The sequence below is a fragment of the Novosphingobium oxfordense genome (assembly GCF_044029435.1).
Taxonomy (GTDB): domain Bacteria; phylum Pseudomonadota; class Alphaproteobacteria; order Sphingomonadales; family Sphingomonadaceae; genus Novosphingobium.
This window is the reverse complement of record NZ_CP147005.1, coordinates 3,908,413-3,930,791: the sequence shown is the minus strand read 5'-3', so window position 1 is coordinate 3,930,791 and position 22,379 is coordinate 3,908,413. Positions and strand designations below refer to the sequence as shown.

Annotated in this window: 21 protein-coding genes; 8 read left to right on the top strand and 13 right to left on the bottom strand. The window is 64.3% G+C overall.

Annotated elements, in window-relative coordinates:
• Nucleotides 1–281: 281 nt before the first annotated feature.
• The 4 genes from WBP07_RS18790 to WBP07_RS18775 all read left to right on the top strand — a co-directional run bounded on the left by WBP07_RS18790 (nucleotide 282) and on the right by WBP07_RS18775 (nucleotide 4,849).
• Nucleotides 282–1,283 carry a glycosyltransferase gene (locus WBP07_RS18790; RefSeq protein ID WP_395393309.1) on the top strand — a complete coding sequence of 334 codons (1,002 nt, stop codon included), beginning with the start codon at nucleotides 282–284 and terminating at the stop codon, nucleotides 1,281–1,283.
• 152 nt (nucleotides 1,284–1,435) lie between these two features.
• Entirely contained in the window at nucleotides 1,436–2,398 is a 963-nt protein-coding gene (locus WBP07_RS18785) for an aspartyl protease family protein (protein WP_395393308.1), read from the top strand.
• A 5-nt stretch (nucleotides 2,399–2,403) separates the two neighbouring features.
• Nucleotides 2,404–4,224 carry an ABCB family ABC transporter ATP-binding protein/permease gene (locus WBP07_RS18780; RefSeq protein ID WP_395393306.1) on the top strand — a complete coding sequence of 607 codons (1,821 nt, stop codon included), beginning with the start codon at nucleotides 2,404–2,406 and terminating at the stop codon, nucleotides 4,222–4,224.
• A gap of 58 nt (nucleotides 4,225–4,282) precedes the next feature.
• Nucleotides 4,283–4,849 carry a hypothetical protein gene (locus WBP07_RS18775; RefSeq protein WP_395393304.1) on the top strand — a complete coding sequence of 189 codons (567 nt, stop codon included), beginning with the start codon at nucleotides 4,283–4,285 and terminating at the stop codon, nucleotides 4,847–4,849.
• Between the two features lie 17 nt (nucleotides 4,850–4,866).
• Here the strand turns inward: WBP07_RS18775 and WBP07_RS18770 are convergent, their stop codons facing one another.
• The 6 genes from WBP07_RS18770 to WBP07_RS18745 all read right to left on the bottom strand — a co-directional run bounded on the left by WBP07_RS18770 (nucleotide 4,867) and on the right by WBP07_RS18745 (nucleotide 8,847).
• Nucleotides 4,867–5,067 (bottom strand): DUF1737 domain-containing protein, encoded by a 201-nt coding sequence (locus WBP07_RS18770; RefSeq protein WP_021235064.1) that lies wholly within the window; start codon nucleotides 5,065–5,067, stop codon nucleotides 4,867–4,869.
• 24 nt (nucleotides 5,068–5,091) lie between these two features.
• Nucleotides 5,092–5,811, bottom strand: a complete 720-nt coding sequence (locus WBP07_RS18765) for a phytanoyl-CoA dioxygenase (protein ID WP_395393302.1) — start codon at nucleotides 5,809–5,811, stop codon at nucleotides 5,092–5,094.
• Nucleotides 5,804–6,205, bottom strand: coding sequence for a GFA family protein (locus WBP07_RS18760; RefSeq protein WP_395393300.1), 402 nt, complete (start codon nucleotides 6,203–6,205; stop codon nucleotides 5,804–5,806). The genes WBP07_RS18765 and WBP07_RS18760 overlap by 8 nt, the downstream gene beginning before the upstream one ends.
• A 114-nt stretch (nucleotides 6,206–6,319) precedes the next feature.
• Nucleotides 6,320–7,621 carry an ATP-dependent protease ATPase subunit HslU gene (hslU, locus tag WBP07_RS18755; protein ID WP_395393299.1) on the bottom strand — a complete coding sequence of 434 codons (1,302 nt, stop codon included), beginning with the start codon at nucleotides 7,619–7,621 and terminating at the stop codon, nucleotides 6,320–6,322.
• Nucleotides 7,622–7,635: 14 nt separating this feature from the next.
• The gene (gene hslV / locus WBP07_RS18750; protein ID WP_395330565.1) at nucleotides 7,636–8,193 is read right to left on the bottom strand and encodes an ATP-dependent protease subunit HslV; all 558 of its coding nucleotides are present in this window, start codon (nucleotides 8,191–8,193) and stop codon (nucleotides 7,636–7,638) included.
• Nucleotides 8,194–8,328: 135 nt separating this feature from the next.
• Nucleotides 8,329–8,847 carry an outer membrane protein assembly factor BamE gene (locus WBP07_RS18745; protein ID WP_395393298.1) on the bottom strand — a complete coding sequence of 173 codons (519 nt, stop codon included), beginning with the start codon at nucleotides 8,845–8,847 and terminating at the stop codon, nucleotides 8,329–8,331.
• 209 nt (nucleotides 8,848–9,056) lie between these two features.
• Between WBP07_RS18745 and WBP07_RS18740 the strand changes: the two genes are divergently transcribed.
• From WBP07_RS18740 to WBP07_RS18730, 3 genes are all read left to right on the top strand, one after another.
• Nucleotides 9,057–9,584 (top strand): ubiquinol-cytochrome C chaperone family protein, encoded by a 528-nt coding sequence (locus WBP07_RS18740; protein ID WP_395393296.1) that lies wholly within the window; start codon nucleotides 9,057–9,059, stop codon nucleotides 9,582–9,584.
• Nucleotides 9,581–10,111, top strand: coding sequence for a YceD family protein (locus WBP07_RS18735; RefSeq protein ID WP_395393294.1), 531 nt, complete (start codon nucleotides 9,581–9,583; stop codon nucleotides 10,109–10,111). The genes WBP07_RS18740 and WBP07_RS18735 overlap by 4 nt, the downstream gene beginning before the upstream one ends.
• Nucleotides 10,112–10,507: 396 nt before the next feature.
• A complete protein-coding gene (locus tag WBP07_RS18730) occupies nucleotides 10,508–12,874 on the top strand; it encodes an arylsulfatase (protein WP_395393291.1) in 2,367 nt (788 codons plus the stop codon).
• 103 nt (nucleotides 12,875–12,977) lie between these two features.
• On the opposite strand, the gene phoB is transcribed toward WBP07_RS18730, so the two are convergent.
• The 7 genes from phoB to WBP07_RS18695 all read right to left on the bottom strand — a co-directional run bounded on the left by phoB (nucleotide 12,978) and on the right by WBP07_RS18695 (nucleotide 20,360).
• A complete protein-coding gene (gene phoB / locus WBP07_RS18725; RefSeq protein ID WP_395393289.1) occupies nucleotides 12,978–13,664 on the bottom strand; it encodes a phosphate regulon transcriptional regulator PhoB in 687 nt (228 codons plus the stop codon).
• Entirely contained in the window at nucleotides 13,661–14,356 is a 696-nt protein-coding gene (phoU, locus tag WBP07_RS18720; protein WP_395330553.1) for a phosphate signaling complex protein PhoU, read from the bottom strand. Before phoU ends, phoB begins: the two co-directional genes overlap by 4 nt.
• A 195-nt stretch (nucleotides 14,357–14,551) precedes the next feature.
• A complete protein-coding gene (pstB, locus tag WBP07_RS18715) occupies nucleotides 14,552–15,313 on the bottom strand; it encodes a phosphate ABC transporter ATP-binding protein PstB (RefSeq protein ID WP_395393287.1) in 762 nt (253 codons plus the stop codon).
• A gap of 4 nt (nucleotides 15,314–15,317) precedes the next feature.
• Entirely contained in the window at nucleotides 15,318–16,205 is an 888-nt protein-coding gene (gene pstA / locus WBP07_RS18710) for a phosphate ABC transporter permease PstA (RefSeq protein ID WP_395393286.1), read from the bottom strand.
• Entirely contained in the window at nucleotides 16,198–17,571 is a 1,374-nt protein-coding gene (pstC, locus tag WBP07_RS18705; RefSeq protein WP_395393284.1) for a phosphate ABC transporter permease subunit PstC, read from the bottom strand. The genes pstA and pstC overlap by 8 nt, the downstream gene beginning before the upstream one ends.
• 34 nt (nucleotides 17,572–17,605) lie before the next feature.
• Entirely contained in the window at nucleotides 17,606–18,649 is a 1,044-nt protein-coding gene (locus tag WBP07_RS18700; RefSeq protein WP_395393282.1) for a substrate-binding domain-containing protein, read from the bottom strand.
• A gap of 244 nt (nucleotides 18,650–18,893) precedes the next feature.
• Nucleotides 18,894–20,360 carry an OprO/OprP family phosphate-selective porin gene (locus tag WBP07_RS18695; protein ID WP_395393281.1) on the bottom strand — a complete coding sequence of 489 codons (1,467 nt, stop codon included), beginning with the start codon at nucleotides 20,358–20,360 and terminating at the stop codon, nucleotides 18,894–18,896.
• Nucleotides 20,361–20,663: 303 nt separating this feature from the next.
• On the opposite strand from WBP07_RS18695, the gene WBP07_RS18690 reads away from it, so the two are divergent.
• Nucleotides 20,664–22,118, top strand: coding sequence for an OprO/OprP family phosphate-selective porin (locus WBP07_RS18690; RefSeq protein WP_395393278.1), 1,455 nt, complete (start codon nucleotides 20,664–20,666; stop codon nucleotides 22,116–22,118).
• Nucleotides 22,119–22,379 lie beyond the last annotated feature (261 nt).

The following is a 22,379-nucleotide window of genomic DNA, read 5'->3' as shown; positions in this document are numbered from 1 at the left end:
AAGTCCCGCCCCTGATTCGGTCAAACACTAATTTCAAAAAAACGACACTTTTCTAAAGATTGGCCGTTTTCCGCGGGTTTTCCTGTTTCGACGCCGGTGAGCGGCACGATCGACGTGGCCGCCTTTCGAGACGAGGAGCGCCCCCCTTCCGACTGCCCTCTTCCCGATTCCATCGGGATAGGCCAAGCCTTGCGCCACACCGTTTGTTTACCGCGCCGGGTTAAGGGCGAGGCACGAACGGCGTATCCTTTGGGCCCGCGCAGGAACGGAAATTCATCTTCATGCCGATACCGGCGATCAGCGTTGCCATGAGCGTCTACAACGGCGAGCGTTATCTTGCCGAAGCCATCGAGAGCGTACTGGCGCAGAGCTTTGGCGACTTCGAGTTCCTGATCGTCGACGATGGTTCGCGCGATAGCACCCCCGCCATCATTCGTGACTATGCCGCACAAGACGGCCGGGTCCGGCCGATCATTCGCGAAAATCGCGGACTTATCGCCAGCCTCAACGAAATGCTGGAAACAGCCACCGCACCACTGGTCGCGCGCATGGATGCCGATGACATTTGCCGGCCCGACCGGTTCGAAAAGCAGTTCGCCTTCCTGGCCGAGCATCCCGACTATGGCGTGGTCGGCAGCTGGAGCGAGGATATCGGCGAGCACGGCGAAGCGCTGCAACGGGGTGGCGAAGACCATCCGCTGAATCACGAGGAAATGCTGGCTGCCATTGCAGACGGCGGGCAACTGATCTGCCATCCCGCCGCGATGTACCGGCGCGATATCGTCCTCTCGGTCGGCGGCTATCACGCGGCGTTCCGTCATTGCGAGGATCTCGACCTCTGGCTGCGGCTCGCCAGTGTCACGAAGATGGGCAATATCGGCGAACGTCTGGTGCGGTATCGCCGCTATCCCGGGCAGGTTTCTTCTCGCCATGCGACCGAGCAGCAGACCGGCAGCGCCATTTCCCGCCTGGCCTGGGAAGAGCGCCATGCCGGTCGCCCCGACCCCACCGCCACGCTGGACCGACTGCCACCGATCGACAAGCTGGACGCCCTGTTCGATCGCCCCGGCACCGCCCGCGCGGTTCGCGAGCGCGTGGCCATGGGCTTGCTCTATTCGTCCTCAGGCATGCGCGACGAGGGCTTTGAACTGCTCATGGCGCATCTGCGGGACGGCGGGCGACGCGAAGGCATGTGGCGCACCGTGGCAAGACTGATCCGCTTCGGCGAACCCTTGCGTGCGCTGCGCCTCGCAACGGTGCTGGCCACGACGTCCGCTGGCTGACATCTCCGGAATTGCACTGCGCTCACCCGTCCGGTCATGTCCCGAATTCCCGCGTTTCGGCCATGGCAAAACATGGTGAAATCGCCGGATTCGTGATATCATCCTGACCGTACAATATCCGACGGAGTTCAAGCTCCGCGGGGAGGATGAACATGATTGGCGGCGCTCTTGCGCTGGCACTCCTGGTTGCCAATGCGGCGGCCGCGGGTCCAGCGCCCGTTTCCGTACCTCCTGCAACCGACGAGAGCGATCCCGCCGGAGAGACCCTCAAGACGCAAACCGATCGCGATGAGCGAATGACGGTGGATGTCGGCGTGCAGGGCCAGGGGCCTTATCGCTTCCTGATCGATACCGGATCGCAGCAAACCGTGGTTTCCAACACGCTGGCCGGCACGCTGGGCCTGCAACTGGGGCCAGAGGTTACCGTGATCGGCATGGCGGGGGCCAGCAACGTCTCCACCGCGCATGTGGAGACGATGGCGATCGGCGAACGCTCCTTCCATGACCTGACCGTGCCGCTGCTGGAAGAACAGCACATCGGGGCCGACGGCATCGTTGGGACGGACAGCCTGCAAGGTCAGCGCGTCACGCTGGATTTCGACCACAACACGATCTCCATAACCCCGGCCCGGCAATCGGCCAGCAACGGTTATGAGATCATCGTCCACGCCCGCAAGCGGCTGGGCCGCCTGATCATGACCGATGCCAATGTCGATGGCATCCACGTCGATGTCGTGATCGATACCGGCGCGTCCAGCGCCGTGGGCAATCGCGCCCTGCAAAATGCCATGAGCAAGCAGGTCACCGGGCTGGTCCGCCTGTCCAGCGTGACGGGGGACGATCTTTCGGCCGAACTGGTGATCGCCCACAAGCTTCAGATGGAGAAGCTATCGCTCGCCAATGTCGCGATTGCCTTCGCGGATTCGCCTGCTTTCAAGGAACTGGGCCTGCTGAAGCGCCCGGCGCTGTTCCTGGGCATGCGGGAATTGCGCGTGTTCAAGCGGATCGCGATCGATTTCTCCACCCGCAAGGTGCTGTTCGACCTGCCGGTCTCCTTCGATCAGCGGGGCGACTACATCCGAAGGATTGCCTCCAGCGACTCGCACACTAAATAGCGCGGATGCCACCAGACACTGCCGTAAACTCTCCCGCAGCCCGCCATGACGGCTGGCGTACGCTTCTGCGCTTCATGCCTTACCTGTGGCCGGCCGGGAATCCCGCGCTGCGCTGGCGGATCGTGTGGGCCTGCCTGTTCATCCTGCTGTCCACCGCGACCCAGCTTGCCCTGCCCTACCTGATGAAGTGGGCGGTCGACTTGATGGGCGCCACCGGGCCGAAGCTGGTGCAGCTGGCGATGCTGACAGTGCTGGGCTACGCCGCCGGGCGGCTGATCCAGGCGGTGTTCGACAACTTGCGCAACATCGTGTTCGAACGCGTCGGCCAGGATGCGACGCGCGAATTGGCTGAGAATGTCTTCGGCCAGCTCCATCGCCTTTCGCTGCGCTTCCATCTGGCCCGCCGTACCGGCGAGGTGACCAAGACGATCGAGCGCGGCACCAAGAGCATCGACACGATGCTCTACTTCATGCTGTTCAACATCGCCCCCACCGTGCTGCAGCTGCTGGTGGTGGCGGTGATCTTCTATGTGAATTTCGGCCCCGGCCTGGTCGTCGCCACCGCCGTCGCCATTGCCGCCTATATCTGGGTGACGCGCGCGATCACCGAATGGCGCACCAAGCTGCGTGAGCAGATGAACCGGCTGGACGGGCAGGCATTGGCCCGCGCGGTGGACTCGCTGCTCAACTACGAGACGGTAAAGTACTTCTCGGCCGAGCATCGCGAGGAAGCGCGCTATGCCCAGGCCACCCGCGCCTATGCCGAAGCCGCGGTGAAGAGCGAGAACTCGCTGGGCCTGCTCAACATCGCGCAAGGGCTGGTGGTGAACCTGCTGATGGCGGGCGCGCTCGGCTACACGGTGTGGGGCTGGTACAAAGGGCAGTACACGGCGGGCCAGCTGGTCTTCGTGCAGACCTACCTGACCCAGCTGTTCCGGCCGCTCGACATGCTGGGCATGGTCTACCGCACCATCCGCCAGGGCCTGATCGACATGGCGGAGATGTTCCGCCTGCTGGACGAACCGCAGGAAGTTTCAGACAAGCCCGGCGCACCGGCGCTGGTGATCCGCCAGCCTTCGGTCGTGTTCGACAATGTGGTGTTCGGCTACGAACCGGATCGCGGCATCCTGAAAGGCCTGTCGTTCGAAGTGCCCGCCGGGCAGAACTTCGCCATCGTCGGCCCGTCCGGCGCGGGCAAGTCCACCATCGCGCGGCTGCTGTTCCGCTTCTACGATCCGCAGCAGGGCCGCATCCTGATCGACGGGCAGGACATTGCCGAGGTTTCGCAGGCCAGCTTGCGCGCCGCCATCGGCATCGTTCCGCAGGATTCGGTGCTGTTCAACGACACCATCGGCTACAACATCGCCTATGGGCGCGACGGCGCCACGCAGGAAGAGGTGGAGGCCGCCGCGCGCGGCGCCGCGCTGCTGGGCCTGATCGACCGGCTGCCGCAAGGCTATGCCACCGAAGTGGGCGAGCGCGGGCTGAAGCTTTCGGGCGGCGAGAAGCAGCGCGTGGCGATCGCGCGCACGCTGGTGAAGAACCCGCCGATCCTGCTGCTGGACGAGGCCACCTCGGCGCTGGATACGCGAACCGAGCAGGACATTCTGGCGACGCTGCACCGCGTTTCGGAAAACCGCACGAGCCTTTCGATCGCGCACCGCCTGTCGACCATCGCCGATGCCGACCGGATCCTGGTGCTCAATGATGGCCGCCTGGCGGAAAGCGGCACGCATTCGCAGTTGCTGCGGGTCGATGGGCTCTATGCGGAGATGTGGGCGCGTCAGGCTGCCGAGGCCGAGGCGATGATCGAAGCGGCGGAGTAAGCGCGCCAGTGAATTGATTTAATTCGCCTTTGGAGAGGGGCCGGCGTAGCTCGAACGCATGGCCATCAAGGAAGCCCCTCTTCGCCCTGCCCGCTTCACTATCGAAGGCGGCGTCCGTCAGCCGGAAATCCGCATTCCTGCGCGTAAATTCTGGTTCGGGCTGGTGTTCCTGTGTTTCTGGCTGACGATGTGGACGCTAGGCGGCATGGCGGCGGTAACAGCGCTGTTTACCGCGCCCGAACCCTTCATCGCGATATGGCTGATCTTCTGGGCAATCGGCTGGCTCTTCGCGGCGAGCACGATCCTGTGGCAATTCACCGGCAGCGAAGTGATCCGCGTGGATTCCGGCCAGTTCGTCCACGGCTGGCGCCTGCTGGGCTTCAGCCGCGAACGCGCCTATCCGCTCTCCCAAGTCCGCCACCTTCGCATCAATGATGCCACGCCGTTCGCATTCAATTTCAACCGGGGTTGGGGCGGGCCGTTCATGACCCGGCGGACGGGCTGCATCTCGTTCGACTACGGCGCATCGACCATTCGCATGGGGCAGAGCATCGACGAAGCCGAAGGGCGGATGATCGTCGAACGACTGGCACCGCTGCTGCCGGAAGGCGCCGTGGATCGCTGATCCACGGCCGTCCTGCATTACTTAACCACATCGGCCTCGTGCCAGACCACGGCCTGCGCCGCCTTCATGCAGTTCTCCGCCGTATCCCACGACAGCGAGGGCGAGCCGTAAAGGCGCCAGCCTTGCGCCAGCGCTTCCGACACGCGCTCGCAAAAGGCGCGGTCGTCCGCGCCGGTGAGCAGGCGGTAGATCGGGCGGTCTTCGGGGGTCTGGTACATCGGCATCCTCGCACAATCGGAAAATCAGATGCCTAGCCACTCCAGAGGTGCTGGCAAGACCCCGGCTGCATAATCGACTTGAAGCACGCGCCGCCTACGGTGCATCGATCCGGTTTTGGGCCGTGCCGCATTCGATGCATGGAGGATCGGCGTCCGATAACACCAGACATCGCCCACCTCGGCAAGGCAGGCATGAACCGGCAACCGGGCGACCACCGAGTCGACTTCATTCACGGGAATACGCCCAAGCCGATGGGAACCGGCTGCGATCAACAGTGGTGCATTGTCCTCATCCACCGGGTCGAGATGTATGCGGACCGTCACCATGCCGCCGATCACCGCAAACGGCGGTTCGACATGCTGGATGCCTTGCTTGATCGACCAGGGCCCGAAACCGGCGACATCTGCCCGCCCGCGCACGGCAATGGTGCGGTCCTGATGCCACCCTAGCGACCAGTCGGCGCGATCGTTCTTGTCGAACAACACCGCCCGCACCGGCCGCACATCGCGTCCGCTCGCCTGAGCCGCCGCCATAGCGCCGATCGGTTCGGCCGATCCCAGCAGGCGCGCCAGATCGGCATCGCCCGCTATGCGTGTGCCGGCATGGCCGTCCGGCCACTTTGCAAGGATCGCCGAGAGACCGGCGACAAGCGGTGCCGCCAGTGCCCGGTGAAGACAGGCACCGTCACGGCCCAGATCGAGTTGAAACGCATCGCCCCTTACGGGCGTATCGCAATCACCCACCCGGATAGCGATCGAATTCCGGAACTTTGGTCGTGTCCTTCATCCACGAAACCCGCTCGGCCACCTGGATATGCGCACCTGGTGGCAGCGCTTCGGGATCGTCGAGCGTGGCAATCTGGATATCGACGATGCCGGGCAGGTATTCCGCGTTGGTGTACCAAAGTCCCGTCCCGCAGCGCGGGCAGAAGTGGCGCATGGCGGTGCCGCTGGAATTGAACACCGCAGCCTCGCCCTGAAGGACTTCGAATTCCGCGTGGTTGAACGCACCCCATGCCACTACCGGCGCCCCGGCGGACTTGCGGCAATCCGTGCAGTGACAGAACGCGGCGTGAAGCGGCTCACCGTCGACGCGGTAGCGCACGTCCCCACACTGACATCCACCTTCCAGTTGCATGACGATTCTCCTTCGCCGCCGAAGCTAACCGATTTATGAGAACATTCAAGGAACAAAAATGGACGCAAGGCCTGAGCCCCGCGCCCATTTCATTCCAGCCCGAAGGCTCCGGAATTACAGGATGTACTTCGAAAGATCGGCGTTTCCGGCCAGACCCGCCAGCTTGTCGCGCACATAGGCTTCGTCGATCGTCACCGTCTCGCCCTTGCGGTCCTCAGCCTCGAAGCTGAGTTCCTCCAGCAGCTTTTCCATCACGGTCTGCAGGCGGCGGGCGCCGATATTTTCGACGCTTTCGTTCACTTGCGCGGCGATCTTGGCGATTTCCTTCACCGCGCCCGCCGTGATGTCGACCGCCACTTCCTCGGTCGCGAGCAGCGCCTTGTACTGGGCGACCAGATTCGCGCGCGTTTCGGAGAGGATGCGCACGAAGTCTTCCTCGGTCAGCGCCTTCAGCTCCACGCGGATCGGCAGGCGGCCCTGAAGTTCGGGCAGCATGTCGCTCGGCTTGGCGACGTGGAAGGCACCGCTGGCGATGAACAACACGTGGTCGGTCTTCATCGGGCCATACTTGGTAGCAACGGTCGTGCCCTCGATCAGTGGCAGCAAGTCACGCTGCACGCCTTCGCGGCTGACCGAGCCGCCGCGCACGTCGGAAACGGCGATCTTGTCGATCTCGTCGAGGAAGACGATTCCGTTGGTTTCGGCATTGGCCAGCGCAGTGCGGGCGACATCGTCCTGGTCCATGCGCTTTTCCGACTCTTCGTCGACCAGCTTGTCCCATGCCTCGGGCACTTTCATCTTGCGGCGTGTCAGCTTCGGGCCGCCGAAGGCCTTGCCCATGATGTCCGACAGGTTGATCATGCCGACCGAGCCGCCCATGCCCGGAATCTCCATCGGGGCCGAGGGGGTATCCTCCACCTCGATCTCGACTTCGGTCTCGTTCATCGCGTTCTCGGTGATGCGCTGGTGGAACGAGGCGCGGGTGGCTTCCGAAGCGCCTTCGCCGACGAGGGCGTTGAGCAGGCGCTCCATCGCCGCCTTGCTGGCTGCATCACGCACGGACTCGCGGCGGCGGTCCTTTTCCAGACGGATCGCCTCTTCCACCAGATCGCGCGCGATCTGCTCCACGTCGCGGCCGACATAGCCGACTTCGGTGAACTTGGTGGCTTCCACCTTCACGAAGGGCGCATCGGCCAGTTTGGCAAGGCGGCGGCTGATCTCCGTCTTGCCGCAGCCCGTGGGCCCGATCATCAGGATGTTCTTCGGCGTCACCTCGTCCCGCAGGTCGAGCGACAGCCGCTGCCGGCGCCAGCGATTGCGCAGGGCGACGGCGACGGCCTTCTTGGCCTCCGCCTGGCCGATGATATGCTCGTCCAGCGTGCGGACGATCGCCTTGGGGGTCAGGTTGTCTTTCATGATGTCCCGCAAATTCAGATGGTCTCGACCGTGACGCGGTCGTTGGTGAAGACGCAGATGTCGGCAGCGACGGCCATGGCGCGCCGGGCGATCCGCTCGGCATCTTCCTCATACTCGTCGAGGGCGCGGGCGGCGGCCAGTGCGTAGTTGCCGCCCGAACCGATCGCGGTGATGCCGCCTTCAGGCTCCAGCACGTCGCCATTGCCGGTCAGCACCAGCAATGTCTCCTCGTCGGCGACGATCATCAGCGCTTCCAGGTTGCGCAAGTACTTGTCGGTCCGCCAGTCCTTCGCGAGTTCGACCGCCGCGCGCATCAGCTGGCCGCGGTGCTGCTCCAGCTTGCGCTCAAGCCGTTCGAACAGAGTGAAGGCATCGGCGGTAGCGCCCGCGAAACCCGCGATCACCTTGCCGTCGCCGATGCGGCGCACCTTGCGCGCGTTGGGCTTCATGACGGTATTGCCCATGGAAACCTGGCCGTCACCGGCGATGACGGTCTTGCCGCCCTTCTTCACACCGATGATGGTGGTTCCGTGCCACTGGATCAGGCCGTGGCTCGCCCCGCTATTGTCCATGCCGCGGATATATGACGGCGCGGCGGCGGTTCAAGCGCTGGATCCGCGCAAGCTCATGCATCGAACGAAAATGCCCGCGGAATCGGCGATGCGATTCCGCGGGCATTTCGAATCAAGCCGGCGATGCGGCCGCGATCAGCTGCCGTTCGGGCCGGGGCCGGTGGGCTGCTGTCCGGTGCCCATGCCAGCGGCGCCGACCTGACCGATATTGCCGAACAGGTCTTCCAGAAGACCGCGATGACGGCCCAGCGTCGGCGTGGTATCGCCATCGGGGCGAATGCGGGCGACATCCTGCATGCCGGCCTTGTCGATCGCGACGACATTGCCCGCCTGATCGAAGCGCACGCGCAGGATCTGCTGCGAGGCAGTGCGCGGACGGCCGAACGGCGGCGTCTTCACCAGCTGCGAGACGTAATAGTAGTCCTTTTCGCCAAACTGGCTGACGAACGTGGGACGGCCGAGGGTCTTTTCCACAGACTGGCGGTTGTCGATTCCGGGGGAAACCGAATCGAGCAGCGTCTGATCCACCAGATAACCACGGTGATCCCGGATCGAGGTGCAGCCCCCCGTCAGCGCAGCCAGCGCCAGAACGACGCCTGCCGCCTTCGCCTTAAAGCCAATGCTTTGGCGAGAGCCGTGACCAGAACCGCGCATTTTCCCACTCCAATTCACGGGGCCGGTCCGCTCTGGCCATTGCCTGCCAGCGCGAGAGCCATATATCGACCCGAAATAACGGTACCGAGCCTTAGGGCCCAGCGGCTTGTCGCGCAATGGGCGTTGGGGCAGCTTGATTGAATTGCCCATGAACGACGCCGGCGCACGAAACCGCCGGACGGTGGGCGCGAGGAAAGGCCTGAAATCACGTGACCCTGCTCTCCCGCCTGATCGGCAGACAACCTGATACCAATCAAGCCCGGCGCGATGCCGTCCGCCCCCTCTGGCACCGCGTGGTGGAAATCGCGCGCGAAAAGCCGTGGTATGCCCAGCACGGCATTGCCGACACTGTCGGCGGCCGATTCGACGCGGTGACTTTGGTCATGGCACTGGTCGTGCTCCGCATGGAGCGCGACGATGCCCTGATCGATCCCGCCGCCCGTCTGACCGAGCTGTTCGTGGACGACATGGACGGCCAATTGCGCCAATCGGGCATCGGCGATCTCGTGGTCGGCAAGCACATGGGCAAGTTGATGAGCGCGCTGGGCGGCCGCATCGGTGCGCTGCGCGAGGCGCTGGGACAGGACGATGCCGCGATCGCCACGGTGCTGGCCCGCAACGTGACACTGCGCGAAGGCGCGGATCCGGCGGCGCTGGTCGGCCCCGTCAAGACACTGGCCGCGCAGGTCGACGCCCTTTCGGCGGACGACCTGCTGGCCGCAAGGATACCACGATGACCGAATCAACCGACTACACCCCCGAATTCTCCCGCCGCATCGATATCCGCCAGGTCGAGGGCAAGAACGCCCATGTCGAGGCGAACGAGGCAGAGCGCGCGACTTTGGCCAAACGCTTCGGCCTGGTGCGGATCGACAGCTTGACCGCCGACCTTGAACTGACGCGCCTTGACCGCAAGGTGGAAGCGCGCGGTACGTTGAAGGGGGCGTTCATCCAGTCCTGCGCGGTTTCCGCCGAGGACCTTTCCGTCGCCGTGGATGAGCCGGTGTTCTTCCGCTTCGTGCCCGAAGCGCAAGACCATGTGCCGGACGAGGAAGTGGAACTGACCGCGGACGACTTGGACGAGATCGAATATACCGGCACCCACATCGATCTGGGCGAAGCGGTGGCGCAGAGCCTGGCGCTGGCCATCGATCCGTTTCTGACCGGCCCCAATGCCGATGCTGCCCGCAAGTCTGCCGGGATCGGCACGCCCGAAGACAACGGCGCCTTCGCCGCGCTGAAAGGCCTGAAGCTGGGCGAGTAAGCCGGCGGCGCGCCTGCCGGATCACAAGGTGACACATCGTGTTGACACAGTTGACACGGTTCAGAGGGAAAAGTGTCACCTTGTGCCGCACCTGTCATCTTGGCCCGCAAGGGAGCCAGCACGGGCCAAGCGCCTGGCAAAACGGCAGTGATGGCGGGCACAAGGATCATCGCGCAAAGATAGCTTGCGCACCGGATGTAGGAAAATCTGCGGCCGTCCCGCGACCAGTGACGATAGGCCCGTGTCGATAGGCCCGTGACGATAGGATAGACCGGGAATAGGGCGCCAGTATTCTGGCGCATTCTCGGGGTAAGCCCCGATACCCTACCCCCACCCCCTCGCGATAATGGCGCGCCGGTTCCGCCGGAGCCGCGTCAATCTGCCGCGAGGTCAGCCATGTCCAGTGCCGAGAAGCCGCCCTTCCCCGTTCACGTCGACCGCAACCACCTGCCGGAACCCGAATGGGACTTCCCCAACGCCAAGATCAAGGTCTTCGCCAAGGATTCGACGCCCGACTTCCCGCCGATGAAGCAGGCCCGCGAAGGCGCTCCGAACATCCTGCTGGTGCTGCTGGACGATGTCGGCTTCGGCTGGCCCAGCGTGAACGGCGGTCTGGTGCGGATGCCCGTGGCGGAAAAGCTGGCGAAGAACGGGCTGTTCTACAATCAGTTCCACACGACGGCGCTCTGCTCCCCGACGCGCGCGGCCATGCTGACGGGCCGCAACCATCACACCGTGGCGACCGGCGTGATCCAGGAAATGGCCACCGGCTATCCCGGCTATTGCGGCATCATTCCCAAGAGCTGCGCCACTTTCGCGGAAATGCTGAAGCACGCCGGCTATTCCAGCGGCTGGTTCGGCAAGAACCACAATGTGCCCGATAACCTGACCAGCGCCGCCGGGCCGTTCGACAACTGGCCCACCAATCAGGGCTTCGACTATTTCTATGGCTTCATCTCTGGCGAGACGGACCAGTTCTACCCCTCGCTGCTGCGCAACACCACACCGGTGGAGCCGCCCAAGCGGCCGGACGAAGGCTATCACCTCACCACCGACCTGGCCGATGAGTGCATCGGCTGGATTCGCCAGCAGAAGGCCATCGCGCAGGACCGGCCGTTCTGCGCCTATTTCTCCAGCGGCGCCGCCCACGCCCCGCACCAGCCTCCATTGGACTGGCGCGGAAAGAACAAGGGCCGGTTCGACATGGGCTGGGACGAATATCGCAAGCAGGTGCACCAGCAGCAGCTTGATGCCGGCATCATCCCCGCCGGAACCAAGCTGACCGAACGGCCGGAGCAGATCCCTTCGTGGGACAGCCAGCCCAAGGCGCATCAGGAACTGTTCTCCGTACAGGCGGAAAACTATGCCGATTTCCTGGAGCACTGCGATTACGAAGTCGGCCGCGTGGTCGATGCCATCGACGCGATGGGCGAACTCGACAATACGATCGTGATCTACATCATCGGCGACAACGGTTCGAGCGGTGAAGGATCGCTGGTCGGCACCCCGAACGAGATCATGAGCCTGAATGGGCGGCAACCCTCGATCGAGGAAGCCATCGGCTTCAAGGATCGCTGGGGGATGCCCGGCACATCGCCGCACTATGCAGTGGGCTGGGCCTGGGCGGGCGATACGCCGTTCCAGTGGACCAAGCAGGTTGCCAGCCACTTCGGCGGCACCCGCAACGCGATGATCGTATCCTGGCCGGACAGGATCAAGGAAAAGGGCGTGATCCGGTCCCAGTTCCACCATGTGATCGACCTGATGCCCACGCTGATGGAAGTGGCAGGAATCAAGGAAGCCAAGGAGGTCAACGGCTATATCCAGCAGCCGATCGAGGGGATCAGCTTCGCCTATACCTTCGATCCCGCCAACGCCGATGCGCCCAGCACGCGAGAAGTGCAGTACTTCGAGATGTTGGGCAACCGCGCGATCTATGCCGATGGCTGGATAGCCTCCTGCCGCCATGGCCGCCTGCCCTGGGAAACATCCGGGACGTTCAGTTTCGCGGACGACAAGTGGGAACTCTACGACATGGCCAGCGACTTCAGCCAGGCCGTGGACCTTGCCGACCAGCATCCGGACAAGGTGGAGTTCATGAAGTCGCTCTTCATCTCACAAGCGACCAAGTACAACGTCCTGCCCATCGACGATCGCTTTGCCGAACGGCTCGACGTCACGCTGCGCCCCAGCTATTTCCACGGGCGTAAGCAAGTGACGTTCTATCCGGGCATGACGCGCCTGCCCGAAGGCAGCGGGCCGAAGCTGGTGGGCGTTCCCTTTACACTGACCGTACCGGTCGAAATTCCGGAAGGCGGCGCGGAAGGCGTGATCTTTGCGCTGGGTGGTGACGCTGCCGGCTTTTCGCTGTTCCTGTGGGAAGGCAAGGCGCGCTTCCACTACAACTTCTTCGGAATGAAGCGCACCGATGTGATTTCGCCAGAAGCCTTGAGCGCCGGGAAGCACGAGATCGCCGTCACCTTCCTGCCGGAATCGGAAAAGCCGGGCAGCCCGGCCAAAGTCGGACTGGCCATCGACGGAACTCTCGTTGCCGGCGGTCAGATCGACGAACAGATCCCCATGCGCTGCGGCACCGAGTGCATGGACGTGGGCATGGACTGCATCTCGCCCGTCTGCGCCGACTATGAAAGCAAGGGCCTGTTCCCCTTCACCGGCACGATCGAACGCGTGACGTTCGAATTTGCCGACGTCAAGGAACCCAGCGGCATGGACCGGTTGAAGCTGGCGACAGCGATGGATTGATTGCAATGCGCCGCGTGGCCGTCTGCCCCCAGGCAGCCACGCGGCTTGAAGCACGCCTGTTCAGCGTATCAGGCGCGATGAATGGGCAACCTTCCGAAAGGCTTCAGGTCACGTCCATCGCATAGCCCGCCGCGCGCACGGTGCGGATCGGGTCGGTGTCGTTGGCGCGGTTGATCGCCTTGCGCAGTCGGCGGATGTGGACGTCCACCGTGCGCTCGTCGATGTCCGAATCCATGCCCCAGACGCCGTCCAGGATCTGCTGGCGCGAGACGACCCGGTTCGGGCGCTCCATGAAATAGCGCAGCAGGCGGAATTCGGTGGGGCCAAGGTGCAGCGCCTCGCCACTGCGGCGCACGCGGTGGCTGGTGACGTCCAGCTCGATATCGCCCCACTGCAGCACGTTGCCCGCCAGCGACGGGCGCGCGCGGCGCAGCAGCGCCTCGATCCGGGCGAGCAGTTCGCGCGGCGAGAACGGCTTGGTGACGTAATCGTCGGCACCGGTCTTGAGGCCGCGGATCATGTCCTCCTCCTCACCGCGCGCGGTGAGCATGAGGATCGGGATCTGGGAGGTTTCCTTGTCCTTGCGGAGCTGGCGGCAAACCTCGATGCCGGGCACATGCTCGATCATCCAGTCGAGGATGATCGCGTCAGGCTGCTGTTCCTGCACCATCAGCAGCGCTTCCTCGCCATCGCCGGTGCTGCGCACCTGATAGCCTTCGGCGCTGAGATTCCAGGTCAGCAGTTCGCACAGGGCGCGGTCGTCCTCGACGACCAGAACGGAAGGGTTCACGGCAGGCCTCGCGTGTCGTTGGTCTGGCTGTCGCGTTCGGCATGGTATTCGCCGGTGGCGGCGTAATAGACCATTTCCGCGACATTGGTGGCATGATCGCCAATGCGTTCGAGGTTACGGGCGATGAAGAGCAACTGAGCGGCGCTGGTGATCGTCGCCGGGTTCTCCATCATGTGGGTCAGCAGCGAACGGAACAGCGTGTTGTAGAACTGGTCCAGCTTCTCGTCGCGGCGGATCACTTCCTGTGCCAGCGCGGCATCGCGCGAGCCGTAGGCGTTCAGCACGTCGCGGACCATACCCTCTGCAATCTCGGCCATCATCGGCACGAGTTCCAGCGGCTCGATCTTGCCGCGGCTTTCCATGGCGTTGACGCGCTTGGCGATGTTCTTGGCATAGTCGCCGATGCGCTCGATCACGCCGGAGATCTTCAGCGCGGCAATCACGTCGCGAAGATCGTCGGCCATCGGGGCGCGGAGCGCGATGGTGCGGACGGCCAGGCGGTCCACTTCGGCTTCCAGTGCATCGAGGCGGGCGTCGGCGGCGACGACTTGCGCGGCAAGGTCCTCGTCATGCTGGGTCAGCGCGATGATGGCATCGCGGATCGCCACTTCGGCGAGGCCGCCCATCTCGGCGACGAGGCCGCGAAGCTGCCCGATCTCGCTGTCGAAGGCCTTGACTGTATGATCGACCATTGGTGTCTTCCCTGAATTTCCCTGACTTATAGCACCGCTTCGGAGTCTGTCTGGAAAACGCCCTTCGGGCATTTTCGTATCGGCGCCGGCCCTCTCCCCCACCCGACCTCCCAACGATAGTACCCTGTGGGAGGTCGGGTGGGGGAGAGGGCCGATGCCGCCAAATCCGCCTGCAGCGGATTTGCAGACAAGTTCTTAACCGTAGCGGCCGGTGATATAGTCCTTGGTCTTTTCCTCGCGCGGGGTGGTGAAGATCTGGCTGGTATCGCCGTATTCCACCAGGTTGCCGAGGTGGAAGAACGCCGTGCGCTGCGACACGCGGGCCGCCTGCTGCATGGAGTGGGTGACGATGACGATCGCGTAGGTGTCCTTCAGCTCGTCGATCAGTTCCTCGATACGCGCGGTGGCGATCGGGTCGAGCGCGGAGCACGGCTCATCCATCAGGATCACTTCGGGGCTGACGGCGATGGCGCGGGCGATGCACAGGCGCTGCTGCTGCCCGCCCGAAAGCGCGGTGCCCGGCTCGTGCAGGCGGTCCTTCACTTCGTCCCACAGGCCCGCCTTGGTCAGCGAGCTTTCGATGATCCCGTCCATGTCCGCCTTCGACGGTGCCAGGCCGTGGATGCGCGGGCCATAGGCGACATTCTCGTAGATCGACTTGGGGAACGGGTTCGGCTTCTGGAACACCATGCCGACGCGGGCGCGCAGCGCCACCGGATCCATGTCGGGCGAATAGATGTTCTCGCCATCCAGCAGGATCTCGCCGGTGACGCGGGCATCGGCGATGGTGTCGTTCATGCGGTTCAGCGAACGCAGGAAGGTGGACTTGCCGCAGCCCGACGGGCCGATGAAGGCGGTGACGATGCCGTTGTCGATCTCGATCGAGACATCGTTGATGGCCTTCTTCGCACCGTAGAAGACGTCGACATTGCGGGCGGTGAGTTTGGCTTTTGTCATGGTTCTACCAGCGCACTTCGAATTTGTTTCGAAGGTAGATTGCAAGGCCGTTCATCGCCAGCAGGAAGACCAGCAGCACGATGATGGCGGCGGAGGTGTTCTGGACGAAACCGCTGTCGATTTCGTCGGACCACAGGAAGATCTGCATCGGCAGCACGCTGGAAGGATCGGTGATCCCGCCCGGCGGGGTGACGATGAAGGCACGCATGCCGATCATCAGCAGCGGCGCGGTTTCACCCAGCGCGCGGGCCATGCCGATGATCGTGCCGGTGAGGATGCCGGGCAGCGCGAGCGGCAGGACGTGGTGGAACACGGTCTGCATCTTGCTGGCCCCGATCGCCAACGCGGCATCGCGGATCGAGGGCGGCACCGCCTTGATGGCGTTGCGCCCGGAAATGACGATCACGGGCATCGTCATCAGCGCCAGCGTAAGGCCGCCAACCAGCGGGGAGCTGCGCGGCATGCCCAGCGTGTTGATGAACACGGCGAGGCCCAGCAGGCCGAAGATGATCGACGGCACCGCGGCCAGGTTGTTGATCGAAACCTCGATCCATTCGATCCAGCGCGCCCGCGGGGCGAACTCCTCAAGGTAGATCGCCGCCAGCACGCCCATCGGGAACGAGAGCAGCAGCGTGACGAACATCGTCAGCAGCGAGCCTTTGGTCGCGCCCCAGACGCCGGCAGCGTCGGGATTGGTCGAATCGGAGCCGCTCAGGAACGACCAGTCGAGCCCCGACAGGCCGTTCTTCAGCATGATCACCAGCAGCAGCGCCAGGAAGGCAAGGCTGAGGACGATCGCGCCAAGGCCGATCAGCTTGAAGCGGCGTTCGGCGGCGTTGCGGCGAGCGATGCGCCGCGCGGCCTCCGGCGTTTGCCAGCGTGCGTTACTCATAAGCTTCCCGGAAACGCTTCACCACACGGAGCGCGATGATGTTGAGAATGAGGGTGACGATGAACAGCACCAGGCCCAGCGCAAAGGCGGAGAGCGTCTTGGGGCTGTTGAATTCCTGGTCGCCGGTCAGCATCTGGACGATCTGATAGGTGACCGTGGTCATCGAGGCGAAGGGGTTCGCCGAAAGGTTGGCGGCAGCGCCCGCGGCCATGACGACGATCATGGTCTCACCGATGGCGCGGCTTACGGCCAACATCACGCCGGCAACGATGCCGGGCAGCGCGGCGGGCAGCAGCACTTTCTTGATCGTTTCCGACTTGGTCGCACCCAGCGCCAGCGAACCGTCGCTCATCGCGCGGGGCACGGCGGCCAGGGCATCGTCGGCCATGGAGGAGACGAAGGGAATGATCATCACGCCCATCACCACGCCGGCCGCAAGCGCGCTCTCGGTCGACGGATTGGGCATGCCCAGCGAACCGGCAAAGTCGCGGAAGATCGGCGCGACGGTCAGCGCGGCGAAGTAGCCGTAGACCACCGTGGGAATGCCGGCGAGGATCTCCAGCACCGGCTTCAGCCACCGGCGGATCGCCGGCGTGGCATATTGCGTCAGGTAGATCGCACTCATCAGGCCGAGCGGGATGGCCACCACCATGGCGATGATCGCGCCGATGTAGATCGTGCCCCAGAACAGCGGCACCGCGCCGAAGCTCTCGCCCAGATTGTCGCCGCGCGCAGAGCCCGGCGACCAGTGGGTACCGAGCAGGAAGTCGATCGGCGAGACGTCCTTGAAGAACATCCCCGCCTCGAACACCAGCGAGGCGACGATGCCGAAAGTGGTGAGGATCGCCATCAGCGAGGCGAGCAGCAGCACGCCCAGCACCGCGCGCTCCACCCGGCTGCGCGCCGGATAGTTGGCGCGAACCTTGGTGAAGGCCCAGCCGCCGCCGGCCAGTGCGACGATGACCACCAGCAGCGCGCCGATCAGGCCGAAGCGCTGATGGGCCGCGCGCACCGGTTCGGACAGGGTCTGCGCCAGGGGATTGAACGCAGCCTGCCCCGGATTATCGGCAATCGCCTTGGCTTCGGACAGCACGGCGGCGCGGCCCATCGCATCGGCCGGAAGCTGGGCGGCGGCCGGATCGGTCATCACCGCGCCGTCGACAAGGCCCGGCATGATCGCGGACCATGCGCCCCAGGCGATCAGCGCCGGGACCACGATCCACAACAGCACGTGCCAGCCGTGATAGCCGGGCATCGAGTGAAGCGTGCCGCGCCCCGTGTGAAGCAGCCGGGCCCGGCCCCGCGCGGCAAACCAGCCGACGAGACCGAGGCCGAGAACGGCCAGGAGGACTCCTGTAAGTATCATGAGGCCGTTCCGGCGCCTTTCCGATTCAGTGCGATTACTTGAGGTCGGCGGGGTTGAGCGGGGTCATCTTGGCGACGATGTCCGCGCTCTTCGCACGCACGTCGTCAGGCGCGATCACCATGCCCTTGGCCTTCAGGTAGCCATCGGGGCCCCACGACTTCACCCACTCGTTGACGTAGCCCTGCAGGCCCTTGATCGGGGCGAGGTGCTGCTTCTTGATGTAGATGTAGAGCGGACGGGCGCCCGGATAGGTGAAGTTCGAAATCGTCTCGTAAGTGGGGACGACGTTCGACATCGGGATGCCCTTGATGGTCTTGGCGTTCTCTTCAAGGAACGAGAAGCCGAAGATGCCGATCGCCTTGGGGTTCTGCGAGATCTTCTGGACGATCAGGTTGTCGTTCTCGCCCGCGTCCACGTAAGGACCATCCTCGCGGATGTCGTGGCAGATCGCCTCGTACTTGTCCTTGTTGGTTTCCTTCAGCGCGGCGGTGGCGGCATCGGTCTTGCAACCGGCCTCGAGGATCAGTTCCTTCAGCGCATCACGCGTGCCGGAGGTCGACGGCGGGCCGTAGACCAGGATCGGTTCGGCCGGGAGCGACGCGTTCACGTCCTTCCAGGTCTTGGCAGTGTTGGGCTTGCCATAAGGGTTGGCGGCCAGCGCCTTGTAGATGTCCGTCGGCGTCAGCTTCATGCCAGGGCCGTTCTGGGATTCGGCGAAGGCGATGCCATCGATGCCGACCTGCACCTCGACGATGTCGGTCACGCCGTTCTTCTGGCAGTCTTCGAATTCGGACTTCTTGATCCGGCGCGACGCGTTCTCGATATCCGGGTGCTGGGCGCCGACGCCGGCGCAGAACAGCTTCATGCCCGCGCCCGTGCCGGTCGATTCGATGACGGGCGACTTGCCGCCGGCCTTGGCGAATTCTTCCGCGACGGCGGTGGCGAAGGGGTAGACGGTCGAGGAACCGACGGCGCGCACGAAGTCGCGCGAACCGGCGGCCGAACCGCCCGAGCCGCCGCAACCGGCAAGAGCCACGGACGAAGCGGCGACGATAAGGAAAGTCTTGGTGGAACGCATGATGTCACCCCTTGGGCTTCAAGTGTGGGTTGCCCCTATTGGGCTACAATGACACTTCCATGACAAGTAAGTGACATTGTTGTCTGCTCAGTGAAATTGCTGGAAATCCGCAGGTTTTTCCGTGGATGGCAAACGGGAAAGGCGCGCCGGAAACAGGGTTCGGTGCAGCGGCTGACCGGGGGGCGGCGCACCGATCGCCCATCCGCCCCGGGAAAGATGACAGTCTGAAATCAGCAATCGCAAATCAGAAATCGAACTGGGCGCGCATGCCCATCGAATCAACGCCGTAAGTGCCGTCCACCCCGTCTACCAGAACGGGCGAATCCTTCACCCAGATATGTCCGTAGTTGAGGATGAAGCGCACGTAGTCGGTCGGCATCCAGATGGCCGACACGCCCGCCGTCTGTTCCCGCCCGCCGACGATGCCGGCATCGTTCAGGTTCAGCCAATCGTAACGAACGTTGAGCTGGACCGCGCCGAGGCCGCCCTTGTCCATCCCGTGATGCGGGCGGATGCGGTCGAACACGCCGGCCTTGTAGGCGGTATCGTCGTGCGTGAGCATGTAGCCCACTTCGGCATAGCCGCCGTTGAACATGGGATCGGCAAAGCCCTCGCGCCGCACCTTCTGCCAGTAGCTTTCGCTCGACACATGGAAGCGGCCCTTGATCCACGCCGCTTCGAGGCCGAGGCCAAGCTCGTTGCGGGCATTGCTCACCCCGGCGCTGAGGAAGCGCAAGTCGGTGGTGTGGACGAAGGGGCGGCTCTGATAGGTCACCGTCGGGATCGAATCGTTGAGCGTGCGCCAGTGGACCGATCCGCCCAGGTGCAGCGTGCCGCCCGCGACGGTGGGCATGAAGACCGCGCGGCCATCCACGCTCCACGACTTGTCGTAGTCGCTGTTGAGCGAGTTGGGATCGTCGCTGAACACGCCGCCCTGCAGCAGCACGGACTTGTTCAGGTACTGCGCGTTGAGGCCGACGCGGCGCTCCATGTTGAAGGCGCCGACGAAGCTGGCACGCTCCATGAAACTGGTGAACAGGTCGGACGTCATGTCCTCCAGCCCGGTGTTCGGCTTCTGGTTGCCCAGCGCCAGCGTGACGAACTTGCCGGCCTTGTAGGTCAGGTACATGTCGTTGATGACGACGCTGGAATTGGCCAGATCGGCCTCGAAGCGATAGCCGAAGCCGCCCGGCATGGTGCCGTCGAAGCCGATATAGGCGCGGCGTAGCTCGGTGCTGAAGCCAAGGTGGTCGGACGAGGTCTCGTCCAGTCCCGAAGGGGCATTGACCCCGCCCGCATCGATCTGGAGCCGGCCGCGCGGCTTGAAGCTCCAGCCGTTGTCGCCCTTGAATTCCGGCGCGCCCTTCCAGGCGATCTCTACCGGCGAAGGCTTGGCGGCGGGGGGCGCGGCGCCGCCCTTGGCGACGGCAGTGGTGCCAGCGGAGGTTTGGGCTGCAGTTTGGGCGGCGGACTGGGCTGCGGTCTGGGCGGCAGTCTCCGCGTTGCGGGCCGCCTGCGTCGCCGCATCCGCGCGCGCATTGGCGGCATTGAGCTGGCCCTCGAGCGATTCGATTCGGCCTTCCATGGCCTTCATCTGCGCCCGCATGGCGTCCAATTCCTGCCGGATCGCGGCCGAATCGGCGGACTGTGCATAAGCCGCCGGAGCCCATCCCGCCGCGACCGCAAGCGCGGGCACGGACAGCGCCATCATCAAAATTCTCTTTGCTTTCCGCACCTTGGTTGACCCTCCATGAAGCTTTGATGGCACTAACACGACGCCAGTATGACTAGACTGTTTCAGTTCCATGACACTTTATAGCTGGGGTTCACCGAAGCTTGGTTTTCCGCCATTTTTGCCGAATGATTTTATGGCTGCTTTGCGGCCGCTCTGTGACAAATAATGACAGCTGGAATTGCGGTCATATTTGTCACTGAATAGTCATTTCACAGCCATAACCGGCCAGCCGGAACCCGCCGCGCGGGACCTTGATGACTTGTCCGGAAGCCGATCCCGATGCCTTCGAAACTGCCCCGCGTGGCCGCCGCCCCGCTTTTTGCCGGCTGCCTGCTTTTCGCGCTCGCGCCTGCTGCCCGTGCCCAGACCCAGGCGCCGACCCAGCCGATTTCCGCAGGGGAAGCCGCCCTGCTGCGCGCGCAAGTCGCCGCGCTGAAAGAGCAGGTCGAGCGGATGGAGGCGCGATTGGCGTCGGCTGGAATGGCGCCTCCCGCTCCCGCTTCGTCTCCCGCTTCAGGCACCACCACCCCGGCCGTCGCCGCTTCGACCAATGCCGCCCCGGCTCCGCCATCCCCGCCCCCTTCCACCGAGATCGCATGGAAAGGCAGCCCGCAATTCACGTCGGGCGAGCGTTCGTTCAAGGTGAAAGGCCGCATCCAGGCCGATGCCAACTATGTGGGCGCGCCCGGCGGCCTCGACGATCGGGGGCTCGGCTTCTCTACCGAGATGCGCCGCATCCGGCTGGGCGCGGAAGGCGGCATCGGTGGCGGCTTCGGCTACAAGCTGGAGCTGGAGCTATCCGACAACGCGGTGGACCTGGTCGACACCTACGTCAGCTACCGGCACGGCCCGTGGACGGTGAAGCTGGGCAACCAGAATCCCTTCCAATCGCTGGACGAACTGACCGGGGACACCACCGGCAGCGTGATGGAGCGTGCCGCCTTTACCGATGCGTTCAATTTCGAGCGTCGCCTGGGCGTATCCGCCCAGTACATGCGCGGGGCCTGGCTGGCGCAAGTGGGCCTGTTCAGTGACGATATCGGCGCCCTCGCCAACGATGCGGATGGCGTCGACGGCGGGGACGAGAACGACAGCCACGGCATCGACGCGCGGCTGGTCCATGCGCCGAAACTGGGCGACACGCAGCTGCACTTCGGCGGATCGGTCCACTGGCGCGATCTCGGCCGGCTGGCGGAAGGCACCATGCGCTATCGCCAGCGGCCCTATGTGCATTCCACCAATACGCGGCTGATCGGCACCCCGGCCATGCACGTCGCGCAAGAGTTCAACTGGGGCGTGGAGGCCGCCGCGATCCGGGGCCGCTGGCACGCGGCGGCGGAATACAACCGGCTGACGGCGGACCGCGTGGGCCAGCCTTCGGTCTCGTTCCAGGGCGCCTATGCCGAGCTGGGCCTGTTCCTGACGCCGGGCGACAGCCGGGGATACAAGGAAGGCATCTTCCGCACCGAAGCGCCGGCCCATGCCTTGGGCGACGGCGGCATCGGCTCGGTGCTGTTCACCCTGCGCTACGACTGGCTGGACCTGGACGACCGGGACATTCGCGGCGGACGGCAGGATGGCTACATCGCCGCGCTGGTGTGGACGCCGGTCGATTACCTGCGCTTCAACCTCAATTACGCGCTGCTGGCCTACAAGGGGGCGACGCCGCTGGCTTCAGGCCGGACGGACTACAAGGTCAACGTGGTGGGGACGCGGTTCGAGCTGGATTTCTAGGCAAGTATCTCCGGCTCCCATGCAGGCCGGCGCGAGTTGCACAGAACCTGCCCTCCCGTGGCCCCACGCGAAGGGGGGGCCGCTTTTGGCTTTTACGGCGCAACGGAGAGGAGGCCCTTAGGCGGTGCGCCATCTCTACGCGCGGCGAAAGAAGAACAAGCGGGATCCCCGCCTTCGCGGGGATGACGAGGATGCTGGGGTCATGGTGGGTGCCTCGATCGGGGTTGGGGGAGCGGCGCCGCCGATATGCTCTGCCGCTAC